The sequence below is a fragment of the Phytohabitans aurantiacus genome (assembly GCF_027923225.1).
GTDB lineage: Bacteria > Actinomycetota > Actinomycetes > Mycobacteriales > Micromonosporaceae > Phytohabitans > Phytohabitans aurantiacus.
The window spans coordinates 115,103-131,853 of the sequence record NZ_BSDI01000030.1 but is presented as its reverse complement, the minus strand read 5'-3'; the positions used below and the strand labels follow the sequence as shown (position 1 = coordinate 131,853).

Annotated in this window: 15 protein-coding genes; 6 read left to right on the top strand and 9 right to left on the bottom strand. The window is 70.7% G+C overall.

Going from position 1 to position 16,751, the window contains the following annotated elements; all coding sequences use genetic code 11:
- Positions 1-108: 108 nt before the first annotated feature.
- Positions 109-714 carry a TetR/AcrR family transcriptional regulator gene (locus tag QMG73_RS27100; protein ID WP_281900255.1) on the top strand — a complete coding sequence of 202 codons (606 nt, stop codon included), beginning with the start codon at positions 109-111 and terminating at the stop codon, positions 712-714.
- Between the two features lie 33 nt (positions 715-747).
- Here QMG73_RS27100 and tuf read toward each other — a convergent pair whose 3' ends face one another.
- Both tuf and QMG73_RS27090 read right to left on the bottom strand, forming a co-directional pair.
- Entirely contained in the window at positions 748-1,935 is a 1,188-nt protein-coding gene (tuf, locus tag QMG73_RS27095; protein ID WP_281900254.1) for an elongation factor Tu, read from the bottom strand.
- Positions 1,936-2,174: 239 nt separating this feature from the next.
- Positions 2,175-3,791, bottom strand: a complete 1,617-nt coding sequence (locus tag QMG73_RS27090) for a glycosyl hydrolase family 18 protein (protein WP_281900253.1) — start codon at positions 3,789-3,791, stop codon at positions 2,175-2,177.
- A gap of 185 nt (positions 3,792-3,976) precedes the next feature.
- On the opposite strand from QMG73_RS27090, the gene QMG73_RS27085 reads away from it, so the two are divergent.
- A complete protein-coding gene (locus tag QMG73_RS27085; RefSeq protein WP_281900252.1) occupies positions 3,977-4,876 on the top strand; it encodes a hypothetical protein in 900 nt (299 codons plus the stop codon).
- A 404-nt stretch (positions 4,877-5,280) separates the two neighbouring features.
- On the opposite strand, the gene QMG73_RS27080 is transcribed toward QMG73_RS27085, so the two are convergent.
- Entirely contained in the window at positions 5,281-5,715 is a 435-nt protein-coding gene (locus QMG73_RS27080) for a MarR family winged helix-turn-helix transcriptional regulator (protein WP_281900251.1), read from the bottom strand.
- Between the two features lie 38 nt (positions 5,716-5,753).
- Between QMG73_RS27080 and QMG73_RS27075 the strand changes: the two genes are divergently transcribed.
- Positions 5,754-6,119, top strand: coding sequence for a VOC family protein (locus QMG73_RS27075; protein WP_281900250.1), 366 nt, complete (start codon positions 5,754-5,756; stop codon positions 6,117-6,119).
- A gap of 463 nt (positions 6,120-6,582) precedes the next feature.
- Here QMG73_RS27075 and QMG73_RS27070 read toward each other — a convergent pair whose 3' ends face one another.
- Entirely contained in the window at positions 6,583-6,933 is a 351-nt protein-coding gene (locus tag QMG73_RS27070) for a DUF2203 domain-containing protein (RefSeq protein WP_281900249.1), read from the bottom strand.
- 32 nt (positions 6,934-6,965) lie between these two features.
- Here QMG73_RS27070 and QMG73_RS27065 point away from each other — a divergent pair, with 32 nt between their 5' ends.
- Positions 6,966-7,418, top strand: coding sequence for a hypothetical protein (locus QMG73_RS27065; RefSeq protein ID WP_281900248.1), 453 nt, complete (start codon positions 6,966-6,968; stop codon positions 7,416-7,418).
- Positions 7,419-7,439: 21 nt separating this feature from the next.
- Here QMG73_RS27065 and QMG73_RS27060 read toward each other — a convergent pair whose 3' ends face one another.
- The 5 genes from QMG73_RS27060 to QMG73_RS27040 form a co-directional block, all read right to left on the bottom strand.
- Entirely contained in the window at positions 7,440-7,814 is a 375-nt protein-coding gene (locus QMG73_RS27060) for a hypothetical protein (RefSeq protein ID WP_281900247.1), read from the bottom strand.
- Between the two features lie 94 nt (positions 7,815-7,908).
- Positions 7,909-8,727, bottom strand: a complete 819-nt coding sequence (proC, locus tag QMG73_RS27055; RefSeq protein ID WP_281900246.1) for a pyrroline-5-carboxylate reductase — start codon at positions 8,725-8,727, stop codon at positions 7,909-7,911.
- A 57-nt stretch (positions 8,728-8,784) separates the two neighbouring features.
- The gene (locus tag QMG73_RS27050; protein WP_281900245.1) at positions 8,785-9,813 is read right to left on the bottom strand and encodes a 6-phosphofructokinase; all 1,029 of its coding nucleotides are present in this window, start codon (positions 9,811-9,813) and stop codon (positions 8,785-8,787) included.
- A gap of 119 nt (positions 9,814-9,932) precedes the next feature.
- Positions 9,933-10,424 carry a polyadenylate-specific 3'-exoribonuclease AS gene (locus tag QMG73_RS27045; RefSeq protein ID WP_281900244.1) on the bottom strand — a complete coding sequence of 164 codons (492 nt, stop codon included), beginning with the start codon at positions 10,422-10,424 and terminating at the stop codon, positions 9,933-9,935.
- A gap of 7 nt (positions 10,425-10,431) precedes the next feature.
- A complete protein-coding gene (locus QMG73_RS27040) occupies positions 10,432-11,304 on the bottom strand; it encodes a phosphotransferase enzyme family protein (RefSeq protein ID WP_281900243.1) in 873 nt (290 codons plus the stop codon).
- A 354-nt stretch (positions 11,305-11,658) separates the two neighbouring features.
- Here QMG73_RS27040 and QMG73_RS27035 point away from each other — a divergent pair, with 354 nt between their 5' ends.
- Both QMG73_RS27035 and QMG73_RS27030 read left to right on the top strand, forming a co-directional pair.
- Entirely contained in the window at positions 11,659-12,351 is a 693-nt protein-coding gene (locus tag QMG73_RS27035) for a Crp/Fnr family transcriptional regulator (protein WP_265248792.1), read from the top strand.
- An 86-nt stretch (positions 12,352-12,437) separates the two neighbouring features.
- Positions 12,438-15,926, top strand: coding sequence for an ATP-binding protein (locus tag QMG73_RS27030; RefSeq protein WP_281900242.1), 3,489 nt, complete (start codon positions 12,438-12,440; stop codon positions 15,924-15,926).
- Positions 15,927-16,751 lie beyond the last annotated feature (825 nt).

Below are 16,751 nucleotides of genomic sequence, written 5' to 3'. Positions count from 1 at the left end.
CACCTCAGACAGATCTGTTTCTATCTTGTGATCTTCGGAAATCGTGGTCCGACAAAGGAAATCGTTTCGGAAAAATGGCTCGCGCATTGATGAGTTACTGTGTCGGCTGTGACGAGACGTTCAGCGGAAGTTCGCCTGGAAACGTTGCTCCGCACGGCGTGCGACGTGATCGTGGAGCGTGGGCTGGCAAGCACCCGGACGGTAGACGTGGCAAACGCCGCGGGTGTCAGCCAGGCCCTGGTCTTCTACCACTTCGCGACCAAGGAACGCCTGCTCGCGCAGGCGTTCACATACGCGGCCGAGCAGGATCTCGCGCAACTCCAGGCGGTCATGGACTCGTCAGCCCGACCCCGGGAAAAGCTCAAAAAGATCCTTAAGCTGTACGCGCCGACGGGGCGTTCGAAGTCGTGGGCAATGTGGATTGACGGCTGGTCGGAGTCGCAGCGCATGCCCGAGTTGGAAAAGGTGTCCCGGCACCTCGATCTTCGCTGGAAAGAAGCACTCACCGAAGTGATCACAGCGGGGGTCACCGCGGGCGCGTTCAAGTGCGACGACCCGGCTGGCGCGGCGTGGCGCATCCTGGCGCTCATCGACGGGCTCGCGGTGCAGGTCACCGTCCACGAACGAGTGATCTCGCGGCGGCAGCTCACGGATTGGGTACGCCAGACGGCGGCCCGCGAGCTCGGCCTGGAGCCCGCAGACCTGGCCCGGTGAGGTGGGGAGAGCCGCGCTCCCCCCACCTCTGATCTAGGCCAGCACCTCGGTTACGGTGCCAGCCGCCACCGTGTGACCTCCTTCGCGCACCGCGAAGCCGAGCCCGACCTCCATCGCGACCGGCTTGCCGAGCGCCACCTCGAGGTCGACCGTGTCGCCTGGCATCACCATGGTCACCGACCCCAGGTCCACCGACCCCGGCACGTCCGTGGTGCGGAAGTAGAACTGCGGCCGGTAGTTGCCGAAGAAGGGCGTGTGCCGCCCGCCCTCGGCGGTCGTGAGCGCGTACAGCCGCGCCCGGAACCGGGTGTGCGGGGTGACCGAGCCGGGCACCGCCACCACCTGGCCCCGCTGTACCTGGTCGCGCTTGACCCCGCGCAGCAGTACGGCGGCGTTGTCGCCCGCCTCGGCCCGGTCCAGCGACTTGCCGAAGGTCTCCAGCCCGGTCGCCACGGTGACCAGCGTCGGGCCGAGGCCAACGACCTCGACCGGCTCGCCGGCCCGCAGCGCGCCGCGCTCGACCGCTCCGGTGACCACCGTGCCGCGCCCCGAGATCGTGAGCACGTTCTCGATGGGCATCAGGAACGGCTCACCCAGCTCGCGCGGCGGCACCGGGATGTACCGGTCGACCGCCTCGAGCAGGTCTTCGATCGAGCGCGTCCAACGCGGGTCGCCTTCGAGCGCCCGGAGCGCCGAGACGCGCACCACCGGTACCTCGTCGCCGGGGAACCCGTACTCGGTCAGCAGTTCCCGCACCTCCAGCTCGACCAGGTCGAGCAGTTCCTCGTCGTCCACGGCGTCGGCCTTGTTCATCGCCACCACCAGGTACGGCACGCCGACCCGGCGAGCGAGCAGCACGTGCTCGCGGGTCTGCGGCATCGCACCGTCCTGCGCCGAGACCACCAGGATCGCGCCGTCCACCTGGGCCGCCCCCGTGATCATGTTCTTCACGTAATCGGCGTGCCCGGGCATGTCGACGTGCGCGTAGTGCCGAGTCGCGGTCTCGTACTCGACGTGCGCGATGTTGATGGTGATGCCCCGCGAGACCTCCTCCGGCGCCCGGTCGATGCCGTCGAAGGCGACGAACCGGTTGACGGAGGGGTCGTGCGCGGCGAGCACCTTGGTGATCGCGGCCGTCAACGTGGTCTTGCCGTGGTCGACGTGCCCCATCGTGCCGATGTTGAGATGCGGTTTGGTACGCAGGAATTGGCTCTTGGCCATGGTGGACCCCACAAAGGAGAAAGGGTGAGAAGGATCAGCTGGAGAACCCCGAAGAAACGGGGTCAGCTATCCAACCGGACCGACGTCGCGCACACGGCGGCAGCGGCCGGCAGGCGAGTGCCTGCGGGTCGCGCGAAGCCAACCGGGGCGAACATGACGATCACGGTACGGCAAACGCCTATGGGGGCAACGGATATTCCAGCGGGGAGCCGGTCACCCGACTCCCCGCTGTGGTGTGGTCAGCCGAGCCCGCCCTTGACGGCGGTAATCAGCTCGCCGTTGGTGGTGTCGCCGGACAGCTCCCAGAAGAAGGCGCCGCCCAGGCCCTGGTTCTTCGCGTACGTCATCTTGCCGCCGATCGTGCCCGGCGTGTCGTAGCTCCACCACTGGCCGCCGCAGAAGGCGTACGCGGTGCCGCCCACGGTGCCGGTCGCGGGACACCGGTTCTTGATGACCTTGTAGTCCTCGATGCCCTGCTCGTAGGTACCGGGTGCGGGGCCGGTCGCGGTGCCGCCGGGCGCGCTCTGCGTGACGCCGGACCAGCCGCGGCCGTAGAAGCCGACGCCCAGCAGGAGCTTGCTGGCCGGTACACCTTTGCTCTTGAGTTTCTGGATCGCGGCGTCGGACCAGAAGCCCTGCTGCGGGATGCCCGCGTACGAGGTGAGCGGCGAGTGCGGTGCCGTGGGACCCTGCGGTGCGAAGGCGCCGAAGTAGTCGTACGTCATCGGCATGAACCAGTCGAGGCTGGCCGTCGCGCCCGCGTAGTCCGCCGCGTCGATCTTGCCGCCGCTGCTGCCGTCCGCGGTGATGGCCGCCGTGACGAGCGAGCTTGCGCCGAAGCGGCTACGCAGGGCGGACATGAGGCTCTTGAACGAGTTCGGACCGCTGGAGTCGCAGGTGAGGCCGCAGGCGTTCGGGTACTCCCAGTCGATGTCGATGCCGTCGAAAACGTCCGCCCAGCGCGGGTCCTCGACCAGGTTGTAGCAGGAGTTGGCGAAGGCGGTCGGGTTCTGCGCGGCCTGCCCGAAGCCACCCGACCAGGTCCAGCCGCCGAACGACCAGATCACCTTGAGGTGCGGGTACATCTTCTTGAGCTTGCGCAACTGGTTGAAGCTGCCGCGCAGCGCGCCCGCGTCCCAGGTGTCGGCGACGCCGTCGACGCTGTTCGCCGCCGTGTACGCCATGTCGTAGTCGGCGTAGGAGTCGCCGATCGCGCACTGGCCGTTGGTGACGTTGCCGAACGCGTACAGGATGTGGGTCATCTTGGCCGCTGAGCCGCTGGTGTGGATGTTCTTGACGAAGTACTGCCGCTGGTAGACGCCCCACTGCACGAAGTACCCGACGACCTTCTTGCCGCCGGCGGGCGGCGGGGTGGTCGGCGGCGGCGTGGTGGGTGGCGGGGTCGTGGGCGGCGCGGTGGTCGGTGTCCCGGTCGTCGGCGGCGCGGTGGTCGGCACGACGCCGCCGCCGCACGACGCACCGTTGATGGTGCAGTTCAGCGGCGCTCGGAAGGCGCCGGCGCCGATGTAACCCCAGGTCTGGGAGGCGCCGGGCGCGAGGCTCCCGGCCCAGCTCTTTTTCACAGCCACGTAATGATCGCCGGTACGCGTGACGTCCGCGTCCCACGAGCTGCTGATGGCTGTACCTGCCGGAAGGTCGAACTCGATCCGCCAGGTACTCACGGTGGCGTCCGATCCGTTGGCGACCGTGACCCGCACCTCGTGCCCGGTTCCCCAGTCCGAGGTGGCCGTGAACTGGGCGGTCACGCTGCCGGCACCGAACGCCGAGGTCGCGACGGGCACCGCCGCGACAGCGACCGCCACCACGACACCCGCCCACAGCGCGCGTCTGCTCATCTCGCGCCTCCAAACTGTTAGGAAAGTTTCCAAAAGGTTGCTGCGACGCTACTCAGATACATGTGAATTCGTCAAGATGTTCGTGCCAGATATCGATGCCTCTCGCGGGCATCAAACCGGTTGGCGTAACCATGCGTATTCCTCGTCGGAGGCAGAGGCTGCTCTCGCTGAGGAGGACGGGGACGATGGAACCATCGGCCGGGCAGGCGGAGTCGGGCGGTCGCACACTGTCATGGCTCGACGAGGATGGACCCGAGCCACCCGTCATCGAATTCACACCGCTACCACCGCCGGTGCCACCACCCGAAAGACCGCCACCGTCCACTCCACGCGCTCGCCGGCGCCCACGCCGCATCCTGCTGGTCGCGGCGTTCGGCGTGATCGCGCTGGTCATCGGTACGGCGACGACCGCGCTGCTGGTGCCCAGGCTGAGCCGCGGTGGCGCACCACCAGAGGTGAACGCGGCACCCGGCGACGTGGTATCGACCCAGATCGGCGACCGCGTGGACGCCGAGTTCGACCTGATCACGGGCACCACGACGGTCAACATCAAGACCGCTGACCTCGGCACCGACCTGTACCGGATAAGCACCCCGCGCGGCGCCAACGGAGCACCCCGACCGGTGCACCGCGGCAAGCTGATCGAGCTTCACATCGTGCCCAGCGGGCAGAACGGGCCCGGGGCGATCGACGTACAGCTCAGTTCCAAGCTGCCATGGCGGGTACGCCTGACCGGCGGCGCCGCGACACACGCGCTGGACCTGCGTACGGGTTCACTGTTGGGGCTGGAGCTGATCGGAGGGGCGGCGCGGGTCGACCTGACCCTCCCACCGCCGAAGGGCACGGTGCCGCTCAAACTGACGGGCGGCGTCAACCAGCTCTCGGTGCACGCACCACGCAACGTGCCGACGCGGGTACGGGTAGGCAGCGGCGCTTCGAACGTGACACTGGACCGCTTCAACCGCGCCAGCCCGTCCCCGGGGACGGTTTTTACGCCGAACGGGTGGGCGAGAGGCTCTGACCGGTACGACATCGACGCCGTGGCGGGCGTCGCTACGCTGCGCCTGGACCGGACCCCGCCCTAACGCTCCCCGCCCGCTCCTTCGCCGCACCCGCCGTGCCCCGCCGCGCGGCGGGCGTGACCGGCGTGCCGCGCGCGCCGCGCCGCCTGCGCGCCGCGCCGCCTGCGCGCCGCGCGCGGCCTGCGCGGCGCGGGCCGTGGCCGCTGCCCCTTCTCCCCGCCGATCAAGGGCGAATGCACGTGGTTAGATCTCTTTTTCGCGGGCATTTGCCCTTGATCCATGCATATCGCCTTGATCGACGCCGCCGAGTTGGGCGTGGCAGCGCTCTGTTGCGCCGGTACGCGTCCAGGGCCTGCCCGCCTGCTCGCCGCTGGTCGGATTCCGAGATCTTGAACGCCTTGTCGCAGCGCCTCGGCGGAGCCGACCACGCTGTGAACGTTTTGGGTTGCTGGGGCAACCCAAAACGTTCACAGCGTCAGAAGCCGGGCCAGGATTTCGGCCGCGTGGCGCAGCGCTGACAGGTCCTCGGGCGACGCGTCCGCCAGCAGCGCGGCCACCGCGCGCACGCGCGCGGCCCGGCCGCGCTCCAGGCGCTGCCGGCCGGCGGCCGTCGCGGTGACGAGCACGACGCGGCGATCGGTGGCCGAGCGCTCCCGTACGACGAGCCCCTCCGCTTCCAGCGCGGTCACGAGCTTGGTGATGGCCGGCGGCGACACCTGCTCGATCTCCGCTAGCCGGGTGACCGGCTGCGGGCCACCGAAGGTCAGCACGGAGAGGAGCGACGCGCGCGGTCCGTCGAGGTCCATCCCGGCGTCGACCACGCGGACCCGGCGCAGCAGCCGCACGGCCGCCGAATGCAGCAAATCCGCTGTCTCGTACTGGTTGCCGAGGTCATTAACCATGGTTAACCTTTCACCATGGTTACATGATAGGAGGAGCCATGGCGGTCGGACCAGTCGCACAGATCCACATCAGCGTCAGCGACATCAGCCGCGCGGTGGCGTTCTATCGGGACGTGCTCGGGATACCGCTGCTGTTCGAGGTGCCTGGGCAGCAGATGGCCTTCTTCGCGAGCGGTGACGTGCGACTCTACCTAGGCGTGCCGGAATCACCCGAGTTCGCGAGCAAGTGCGTGCTGTACTTCCGCGTCGACGACATCGAGGCCGAGCATGCGCGGCTGGTGCAGGCAGGCGTGCCCGCGCACGGCGCGCCGCACGTCGTGCACCGGGACGGCGGCATGGAGCTGTGGATGTCGTTCCTCACCGATCCGGACGGGCACACGGTCGCGCTCATGCAGGAGCGGTAGCGCCGCGCGGTGGGAGGGATATTGAGCTACCGCGACGTCCGCCCCGCGTAAGACCGCTGCTCCCGCGGCCTCACCCTGCGCGGCTACACGACCCGCCCGGACGCGGCAGCGAAATCCCTGATGCTGCGGCCTCCCAGCGCGTTCGAGACGATCTTGAGCGTGACTGGGCGCGGAGGGTGAGGCTGCGGGAGCGACGGTCTGGGGCACGGCGGGCATCGCGGTAGCTCAAATCCTGGGTTGGACCAGATCCTCCTAGAGCGGGCCGGGGCAGCGCGGCGCGGCCAGGAGGTCGGGCACGCGGCGCGATCTCGCGCCGATCAAGGGCAATCGCATGGATCAAGGGCGAATGCACGCGCAAAGGAGATCCAACCGCGTGCATTCGCCCTTGATCGGCGCACAGGGCGTGGCGACACGCCGGCGCGGGGCGCGGACGGCGGGGCGCGGACAGCGCGGGGCGCGGGGGTTAGAGGCGGCGGCGGCCGGCGAAGCCGCATTCGAGGCGGTGGTACCAGCTGATTTCGCCGTCGCCCTCCAGCCAGCACCACAGTACGGGCCGGCCCTCGCGCTCGCCTGCGAAGTCGAGCAGCACCGGAGCGTACCCCTTGACCTGGATGTCCTGCTCGCCCAGTTCGTCGATGATCCCGTAGATCCGGGCTTCCAGCGCTTTGATCTCGGGGAGGCCGCCGTGTGGGCTGGCGCCGCCGTCGGCCAGGTCGGCGCGGAGCTCGGCCAGATCGGCGCGGAGGACGATCAGCTCGTCGACCCTCGGGCGGAGCGTCGCTAGCAGGTGTCGGGCTTGGGCGAGCGTGAACACATCCGACAGTATGGTGCATTCGTTTTACGAGCATGCTGCTGCCCGATTTGTCGGAATACCGGGTCCACAAGGTGATCGACGATGTCGACCTGGACGGGACCGTCGTACCGGGCCTGCGGGGGGCGTTTTACCGCCGACCGGAAGGGAGCCTGACCAGCACCGTCGGGCTCTACAGCTACGCGGGGGTGGAGCTGTTCATGGCCTGGGGGTACGTCGGCGAGGCGCACTGCCGGTACACGGCGTTGCGGGAGGCGGACGGCTCGTGGGGGCCGCCCCTGTCGGGCTGCCCCCCGGTGTCGAAAGTGTGCGACGGCGGGCTGGTCACCGCCCTCACGCTCGGCGGGTACGTGCTCCCAGCCGCTCCGATGACCAGCCCGCCGTCTGTTGGGGCACCTGCCACGGTTCGGGTACCGGCGGCACGCCCTGCGGTCGGCGGGCTTGGCGTGCCGCCGCCGGCCGCATGCGCGGCCGACAGCGGGTCCTGAACCGGGGTGCGCCCCGGTGGGTCAGAGCCGGCGCACCGACTCCTGCGCCGGCGCTGGGGAAGGCGCATACCGGCGCACGTAGATCAGGGAGGCGGCCGTCAGGCCGAGGGCGGTCAGGAACGCGACCAGGTGGACGAGCGGATCGACGATGGGCACGAACCCGATCACGGCGACCGGCACCTGTACCAGTCCTACCAGCGCCATCAGCAGTGCCCGGCGCCGCCCACCCCAGAGGTACGCCGTCCACACGGGCGCGGTCACCACGGCGAGCACGAGCACGTCGAGCGCGGTGTGCAGGTACGGGTTGGCGACCTTGTCGTGAGCGAAGGCGGACGCGGGTGCCGCGACCCAGAGCACCGCTGCCGCACCGCCGAGGACTACCGCGAGACGTCGCATGTCGTACCTCCCAGAGTGCCGTTGCCATTACTCCCTGTTACGAAGGTACGGGGATTTCGGCAGGCCCGGGAAGGGATGAACGCGTGAGTGAATCCTATTTATTCTGGTCCGCGAGTTCCCTCGCGCGGTCCCGTGCGGCCTCCAGTGCTGCGAGCAGCGCCGCTCGTACCCCGTGGTTTTCAAGTTCACGAATGGCGGAGATCGTCGTGCCCGCCGGCGAGGTGACCGCCTCACGCAAGGTCACCGGGTGCTCCCCGGAATCGCGCAGCATGACGGCCGAACCGATCGCGGTCTGCACGATCAGGTCGTGCGCCACCTGCCGCGGCAGGCCGAGCAGGATGCCCGCGTCGATCATGGCCTCGACGAGTAGGTAGAAGTACGCCGGGCCGGAGCCGGACAGCGCGGTCACCGCGTCCTGCTGCGACTCGGGCACCCGGATCGTGGCGCCCAGGGGCTTGAACATCTCTTCGGCGAGCGCGAGGTGCGACACCGTGGCGTGCGGGCCGGCCGAGATCGCGGTCATCGCCTCATCGACCAGGGCCGGCGTGTTGGTCATCACCCGGACGACCGGGGTGCCCTCGGGCAGCCGCCGGCCGAAGAAGCTGGTGGGCAGGCCGGCACAGAGCGAGATCACGAGCTTGTCGGCCGGTACCTTCGCGCCGATGTCGTCGAGGAGAGTGGCCGCGTCCTGCGGCTTGACGGCGATGGCCAGTACCTCCGCCTCCGCCACGGCCGTGAGATTGTCGACCACGCGGATGCCGTACCGCTGCGAAAGCTCCTCCGCGCGGGCCTGGCGCCGGGCCGTGGCCATCAGCTTGCCGGCGGGCCAACCGGCCCGCAGCAGGCCGGAGAGCATCAGCTCGCCGATCTTGCCGGTGCCGATCACCGCAACCGTGTGTACGCCCGCCGCCATACCCAAATCCTCTCGCGGTGGCCGCGCCGGCCCTCACGAGCCGGCGCGGGACCAGCGTCAGCTGCCGAAGAAGACCTCAGCCTCGGTGTACCGCTCGATCGGGACGGTCTTGAGCTCGCCCGTGCCCTCCTTGAGCGGCACCCGGACGATGTCGGTGCCCCGCAGGGCCATCATCTTGCCGAAGTCGCCCTCGTGCACCGCGTCGATGGCCTGGAGGCCGAAGCGGGTCGACAGCACCCGGTCGAACGCGGTGGGCGTGCCGCCGCGCTGGATGTGGCCGAGCACGACCGTGCGGGCCTCCTTGCCGGTCTTGGTCTCCAGCTGCTCGGCCAGCCACTGGCCGATGCCGCCGAGGCGCACGTGCCCGAAGGAGTCCAGCTCCTGGTTGTGCAGCACCATCTGGCCGTCGAGCGGCTGGGCACCCTCGGCGACCACGATGATCGGCGAGTACTGGTGCTGGAAGCGCTTCTCGACGTACTGGGCGACCTGGTCGATGTCGAACTGCCGCTCGGGCAGCAGGATCACGTTGGCGCCACCGGCGATGCCGGCGTGCAGGGCGATCCAGCCGGCGTGCCGGCCCATGACCTCGACGACCAGCGTGCGGTGGTGGCTCTCGGCCGTGGTGTGCAGCCGGTCGATGGCCTCCATCGCGATGTTGACCGCAGTGTCGAAGCCGAACGTGTAGTCGGTCGCGTTGAGGTCGTTGTCGATGGTCTTCGGCACGCCGACGACCTTGACGCCGAGCTCGTCGAGCTTGGTGGCGACGCCGAGGGTGTCTTCGCCACCGATGGCGACGAGCGCGTCGACACCGAGGTTGGCGAGGTTCTCCTTGATCTTCTCAACGCCCCCGTCGATCTTGAACGGGTTGGTGCGCGAGGAGCCGAGGATGGTGCCGCCGCGCGGCAGGATGCCGCGGACCTCCGCGATGCCGAGGGGCTTGCTGATGCCCTCCAGCGGACCGCGCCACCCGTCACGGAAACCGACAAACTCGTGCCCGTAGGTGGCGACGCCCTTACGCACAACCGCGCGGATCACCGCGTTCAGACCTGGGCAGTCACCGCCGCCGGTGAGCACGCCGATACGCATGTCCTCAATCCTCCTGCTGATTGTGAAACGAAAGTTGCCCGTCGGCGTCGTTGCCGGCCCGGGGCGGAGCCGTCAATTGCGCACTGTAGTCGCCTCATCTGAACGCCGGGTGGCCGGGTTCAGCTCATCGCGCGCCAGCGGGCGAGGTTGTGACGGGCGTCTACCAGGGCGTCGTGGCGGTCCGCTTCGGCGTTCGGAAGCGGCGGGCGGCCCACGTCGTCCCAGCGCTGGCGCAGGTCTTTGGTGAACCGGGGTATCTCGCGCGGCAGCGCCGGCATCGGTCCCCAGAGCTGGGCGAGAGCCACGTGGTCGTACGCGGCGTACCAGGCCCACAGCTCCAGCTTCTCGTTCGGCCGGCCACGCACCGGCTCCATGAGAAACTCGTACAGGTCGTCGCGGATGCGTTCGCGCGAGCGCCACGCACGGTCGGATGGGGACGGCAGCCGGTCGAGCACGTTGCGCCTGACCCAGGGCACCGCCTTGGCACCGTCGAACTCCGTCGAGACCGCGTAGAACTCCCGGCCGTACTCGTCGACGACGCCGATCGACACGAGGTCGACCACGTGGCCGTCCTCGATGAATTCACAGTCGTAGAAATAGCGGTAGACCATCGGGGGACTATCCTGCCAGGGCCTCCTGAGCGCGGCGCAGCCCCTCCAGATGGCAGCCCTCGGCGGCGCCACCGGTGTCTACGGCGCGCGCGTGCCAGTCGGCCTTCACCGCCCACCGGAAGCGCAGCATCACCGGCAGCGCGGCGTCCAGCTCTTCCCTGGTCACCGGCGCGGTCGCGGTGTACGCCTCCAGCAGGTCGCCCGCCGCCGGCACCCCGCCCGCGTACAGGGCGGCGGCCGCGACGTCGTACGCCAGCGGGCCGGACGCGGCGGCGCCCCACTCCAGTAGGCCGGTGCGCCCGGTCTCGATGTTCATCACGAACGCCCGGGGCATCGGGTCGCCGTGCAGTACCCCGAACGTGAGGCGGTCGGTCACGCACAGCTTGGTCATGGCGGCCACCGCCTCGGCGACCGCGGGCCGCAGCCACGGCTCCACGTCCAGGTGATCCGCGTCCGGCCGGAGCCAGTGCCATGGAGTGACACCCGGATGAGTGAAGCCGTCTCCCATCCGGTGGACCCTGCCCAGGTGATCACCCCACCACTGCTGGTCGAGGTGGTCGGCGCCGTCGAGCGGCCGGCCCGGTACGGCGTGCAGCAGTGCCAGTACCCCATCGTCGGTGTCCGCGCACAGTGCGCCGTCGGCGGTACGCAAGGGGATGCCGACGTCTACGCCCCGGGCCCGCAGGTGCTCCGCGGCCGCCAGACCGGCCTGGAACTGGGCCCGGTCGTCGGCTCGGGCCAGCTTGGCCACGAAGCGCTCGCTGCCAGCGGTCACGAGCCACGCGGTGGTCTGCAGGCCATGGGACAACGGCTCGACCGAGTCCGGATTGATGTGCCACACCCTGCGGATCGCCGCGCCAACGGGGTCGACAAATGCCACTCCGGCGATTATGCCGGGCTTCCGGCGAGGCGTCCGTTAAAAGCGGCAACCGGCCGGAGAAAGCATGCCCCCACCCTTTCTCCGGCCGGCTCCGGTGCAGCGCCTTGCCGCCGAGATCGCTGATGCCCCCGTGATACATCCCCGCCGCCAGCAGATCTACTGGCAAGCCTGCCCTTAAGGTGGACACATAACTGTCACCGATGCGATTGCCGGGGTGTACTTCACCCGACACGCGGGCCATGATCTGGAGTTGACAGGTCCGCCATCGGCGGTGATTGTTGTGTGTTCGACCTGTTTCTGCCGGCCCTATCGGACGAGACGGGAATATGGTCCTTACCGGGGAGGGGTTGGACCGTGGAGGGACGCTTGCCGGAACCCGGCGACGCGCTCACGGGAGTCGAGATGTTCGCCGGCCTTGAGCCGGAGGTACGGCAGCGTGTCATCGCGGCCGCGGTTCCGCGCACATACCGCAAGGGCCAGCTGCTGTTCGTCGAGAACGATCCCGGCGAGTCGCTGATCGTGCTGCGCCGTGGCGCGGTGGCGGTGTTCCGCACCTCGCCCACGGGCGAGCGCGCCGTGCTGCACGTGATCCGCCCGCCCGACGTCCTCGGCGAAGTGTCCCTTCTGGACGCTTCGACCCGGTCGGCGTCCGCCGAGGCCATTGAGGACTGCACCGCGCTCGCGCTGTCCCGCCACGCCTTCATGGAGCTCGTGCACTCCAACCCGCGCATCCTCGACGCCGTCATGCGCTCGCTGGGCGCGCTGATCCGGCGCCTGACCGAGCAGAACGCCGACCACGTCTTCCTCGACCTGCCCGGCCGGGTCGCCAAGACCCTCGTCCGCCTCGCCGGCGAGAGCCAGGCCCCGATGATCACCATCGAGCTGAACCAGAGCCAGCTCGCCGAGATGGCCGGCGGATCAAGGCAGAGCGTCAATCAGGCGATCGGCTCCTTCGCCAGCCGGGGCTGGCTGCGCACCGAAGGTCGCCGGATCGTGGTCACCGACGTGGCCGCACTACGCCGACGGGCGGGCATGGCCGACCGCTAGCCGGCAACCAGGATTCGGCCGTCCACCCGCTTCCGGGCGGTCGGCGGGGGCGCGATACTCGGTATTCGGCAGAGTTGCCGGCGATTGTGCAGCCCCCACCTCAGGAGGACGGCATCACCGCCCCATGTCCCCGGTGTGCCCGGGCAGCCGCACTCGATGACCGTTTCTGCGCGGCCTGCGGCGCCGAGCTTCCGGCCGCCTGCCCGCGATGCGGGCGGCAGCATGCCGCAGTGACGGCCTTCTGCACGGGATGCGGCGCCGCGTTGCACGGCACGCCAGCCGCACCGGTACCGCAGGAGGACCGCCGCCGCATCAGCGTGCTCTTCGTCGACCTGATCGATTTCACGCCGTACGTGGAGCGGGCCGACCCGGAGCAGGTGCGCGGCCTGCAGATCGGCTTCTTCTCCGCCGCCCGCCGGGTCATCGGGCAGTACGGCGGAGTCGTCGAGAAGTACATCGGTGACGCCGTGATGGCGCTCTTCGGTGCGCCGGTGGCCACCGAAACCGACGCGCTGCGCTGCGTACGGGCCGGTCTGGAGCTGCAGCGGGTGCTGGCGCGGTTCGCTCCGCCGGGCGCCGGCGACCTGCGCTTCCGGGTCGGTGTCGCGACCGGCGAGGCCCTCGTCGACGTGGCCGCCGCCCGCGACGGCGGCCAGGCGATCGTGGCCGGCGACGTGGTCAACACCGCCTCCCGGATGCAGTCCATCGCGCCGCCCGGCGGCGTACTGGTCTGCGGCACCACGCACGCCCTGACCCGGTCGCGCATCAGGTACGCCGCGCAGGAACCGGTGACGCTGCGCGGGCGCTCGGCGCCCACCGAGGTCTGGCTCGCCGAGGCGCCGCTGCGCCGCCCCGGGCCGGACCGCTCGGCCGGCGCCACCCCGCTCACCGGTCGCGAGCACGAGGTCGGCCTGCTCAGCAACGCCCTGCACCGGGCGCTGCGCGACCGCACGCCGCAGCTTGTCACCGTCTTCGGGCAGGCGGGGATCGGCAAGAGCCGTCTCGTGCACGAGCTGCGCGGCCTGGTCACCGAGCCGGTCACGTGGCACGTGGGCCACTGTCCCCCGTTCGGGGAGAACGTCACCTTCGCCGCGCTCGCCGACATCGTCAAGGCCGAGGCCGGCATCCTCGACACCGATCCCGCGCCCACCGCCGAGCGGCGGCTGGCGGCGACGGTACGCGAACTCGTGCCCCCCGCGGAGGCCGAGCGCCTGGTGGGTGCGCTGCGCCCGCTCGTCGGCCTGCGCGGCGGGCCGAGCCGGGTCGACCTCGACAACGCCCGCACACCCGCGGAAGAGGCCGAGTCCGCGTGGCGGCGTTTCCTGGTCGCGCTGGCCGCGCGGCGGCCGACGGTACTGGTCTTCGAAGACCTGCACTGGGCCGACGAGACCATGCTGCGCTTCCTCGACCTGCTCGCCGGAGCCGCCCGCGACGCCCCGCTGATGATCCTGTGCACCGCGCGCCCCGAGCTGGCCGACCACGCACCGGCATGGGCGCGCACGATGGCCGGGGCGCTCAGCATCACGCTGCCGCCGCTGCGCGACTCCGGGATCGCGGCGATCTACGGGCACCTGTTCGGGCAGCCGGCGTTCGCGGCCGACATGCTGCACCGGCTCATCGAGGTGGCCGACGGCAACCCGCTCTACGCGCACGAGTTCGTGCGGATGCTCATCGAGCAGGGCGCGCTGCGCCAGTCCGGGCGGGGGTGGTCGCTGGACAAGACGCGCGACCTGCCGATGCCCGACGGGGTACACGCGATCATCGCCAACCGGGTCGACCTGCTCGACAGCACCGACCGGGCGGTGCTGCTCGCGGCCGCCGTCGTGGGCAGCCACTTCTGGCCGGGCGCGGTCGCCGCCTCGCTCGGGCAGCCGGTCGAACTGGTCGAGCGCTCGCTGCGTCGCCTGGCGCAACGCGATTTCGTACACGAGCTGCCCGAGTCGACGATCGCCGGGCAACCCGAGTTCCGGTTCCGGCACGTGCTCGTGCGAGACGTCTGCTACCAGCGGCTCCCCCGCACCGAACGCGTCGCCCGCCACGAGCGCACCGCCGACTGGCTCGACGCGCTCTCCGGCACCCGCGACACCGACCTGGCCGAGGTGCTCACCCACCACCGCTGGGCCGCCCACGCGACCGCTCAGGCGCTGGGACTGCCCGCTGGGCGGTACGCCGCCGCCGCCCGCGACGCGCTGCACCGGGCGGCCCGCCGGGCGTACGCGCTGCACGCCCTGGACGCAGCCGGCGGCCACGCCGAACGGGCACTCGCGCTCCCGGACGCCGGTGACGACCTGCGGCTCGACCTGCTGGCCACCGAGATCGCGTTCCGCCGCGACGGGCATCTGGACGCCACCGACGGCCTCACCGACCTCGCCGGCCGCCTCCTCGCCGCCGGCGACCACGCCGGCGCCGCCCGCGCGTGGACACTGCTCGGCCAGGCCGCCTGGCTGCGCGCCGACCGGCCCGCGGCACTGTCCTGCCTGGACCGGGCGGTCGAGCTGTTCGACAGCCTGCCCGACACCGTGGAGAAGGCCGACGCGTACGCCGAGCTGGGCCGCTCGCACATGCTCAACTACGAGGGCGAACCAGCCATCGCCGCCGCCGGCGCGGCCGTCGAGATAGCGTCCCGGCTGCCCGCACCGGACGCCGCCGAGGTACTGGCCAACGCGCGGATCACGGTCGCCATGGCGCGCTACCAGCTCGGCGACCCCGCCGGGCTCGACGAGCTGTGGGCGGTCACCCGGCTGTGCCGGGAACGGCGGCTGAGGGCACTCCCCCGGGCCGTGCAAAATCTCGCGTACGCGGTGCGCGAGGAAGGCGACTGGGTCCGCTCCGACGAGCTGCTCGGCTCCTCCTCCGGGGCTTCCCTCGCCACCGGGTACTCCGGTGAGGCCATGCGGGCATACTTCGCGGGCGACTTCGGTGCCCTGCTGGCCGCCGCCGACGCCTTCCTCGACACGCCGGGCGGCCGCTGGGACATTCAGGTACGCGGGCTACGCTCCGCCCTGCGGGTGCTCCGCGGCGACCAGACCGCTGACGACGTCGACGCCACGCTCGAAGCGGCCCGGGGCAGCGGCTTCCACCGGCCACACTGGACCGCGCTGGGGCTGGGCGCCCTGTGCCGGGCACTCCAGGGGCGGCGACGCGAGGCGGGCACCCTGCTGACCGAGCTGGCCGACTCGTGGCGCCGCGTCCCGGTACTGGCCAGCGGCGAGTGGGTGACGGCGGCGGCGTACGCGGCGGTACTGACCGGCGCCGACGCCACCGCCCGGGTCGCCGGCATGCTGGCCGAAGTGCGCCACCGCACCCCCTGGGTCGACGCGGCCCGCCACACCCTCGCTGCCAACGCGGCGGGATACCTGGCGGCGGCCGAGATCTACGCCGGCATCCCCGACGCGACCGACCGGGTACTCGCCTTGACGCTGGCGGTGGGTGAGCTGCGGCGCGCTGGCGATCGGGCTGGGGCGGATGCGGCGCTGGGCGAGGTACGGGCATTCGCCCACCGCAACCGCGCCCCCGGCCTGCTCCGCTTGGCCGAGGCCGGCACCCACCCCCGCTACGCGCCTTTAGCCTCCTAACTTCGTCCTTGCGTGTGCCCGCCCGTGCAGCGGGCCGCGCTCCGGGGCGCTTTACACCAGCGCCATGCACCTGCGGCGCGGGCCGCGCCCCGCGCCGTAGGCGGGCTCGCGCCGCAGGCGGGCTCGCGCCGCAGGCGGCCTCGCGCCGCAGGCGGCCTCGCGCCGCAGGCGGCCTTTTTCCGTCGATCAAGGGCGAATGCACGTGGTTGGATCTCTTTTCCGCGTGCATTCGCCCTTGATCGACGGAGATCTCCTTGATCGACGGCCGAGGTCCGCCGCTAGAGACCGCTGCCCCGCGCCCACGCGGGCGGCGCGGCGCCGCCCGAGGTCCGTCGCCCGGAATGCGGCCCGGGCACCGGCCACCTCGCGCCGATCTTGCAGTTGTCACGTCGGATTGCCCGGTTTGGGACCGGACAACTGCAAGATCGCCGCAGTGAGCGGGAGTGGGAGCCGGGGCACTGCGTGCCTTGCCCAGTACCGCGCGCGGCGGGGCGCGCGCGGCGCGGCCAGGTCTCAAGGTCGCCGTTGCGCGACGAGCTGTGAACGTTTATGGCTGCTGGAGCAGCCATAAACGTTCACAGCTCGAGAGGTCCGCAGCACGGATAGGGACAATCCGGGCGATGGCCGGCGCCCGGCGGCGCCCGGCCGGCCTGGGTGGTCGAGGCGCTCGCCCCGCCGTCCGAGCTCTCAACTCAACGGCGTCGATCAAGGAGATCCGCATGGATCAAGGCCAAACGCACGCGGAAGAGAGATCCAACCACGTGCATTCGTCCTTGATCGACGGAAGGGCCGCCACGGCGGCCGCGATGCGGCCACGTCCGGCCC

Excerpts from the sequence above, each read along its gene's own strand:
- tuf (WP_281900254.1), bottom strand. The coding sequence starts at position 1,935 with ATGGCCAAGAGCCAATTCCTGCGTACCAAACCGCATCTCAACATCGGC.
- QMG73_RS27090 (WP_281900253.1), bottom strand. The coding sequence starts at position 3,791 with ATGAGCAGACGCGCGCTGTGGGCGGGTGTCGTGGTGGCGGTCGCTGTC.
- QMG73_RS27085 (WP_281900252.1), top strand. The coding sequence starts at position 3,977 with ATGGAACCATCGGCCGGGCAGGCGGAGTCGGGCGGTCGCACACTGTCA.
- QMG73_RS27080 (WP_281900251.1), bottom strand. The coding sequence starts at position 5,715 with ATGGTTAATGACCTCGGCAACCAGTACGAGACAGCGGATTTGCTGCAT.
- QMG73_RS27075 (WP_281900250.1), top strand. The coding sequence starts at position 5,754 with ATGGCGGTCGGACCAGTCGCACAGATCCACATCAGCGTCAGCGACATC.
- QMG73_RS27065 (WP_281900248.1), top strand. The coding sequence starts at position 6,966 with ATGCTGCTGCCCGATTTGTCGGAATACCGGGTCCACAAGGTGATCGAC.
- QMG73_RS27060 (WP_281900247.1), bottom strand. The coding sequence starts at position 7,814 with ATGCGACGTCTCGCGGTAGTCCTCGGCGGTGCGGCAGCGGTGCTCTGG.
- proC (WP_281900246.1), bottom strand. The coding sequence starts at position 8,727 with ATGGCGGCGGGCGTACACACGGTTGCGGTGATCGGCACCGGCAAGATC.
- QMG73_RS27050 (WP_281900245.1), bottom strand. The coding sequence starts at position 9,813 with ATGCGTATCGGCGTGCTCACCGGCGGCGGTGACTGCCCAGGTCTGAAC.
- QMG73_RS27045 (WP_281900244.1), bottom strand. The coding sequence starts at position 10,424 with ATGGTCTACCGCTATTTCTACGACTGTGAATTCATCGAGGACGGCCAC.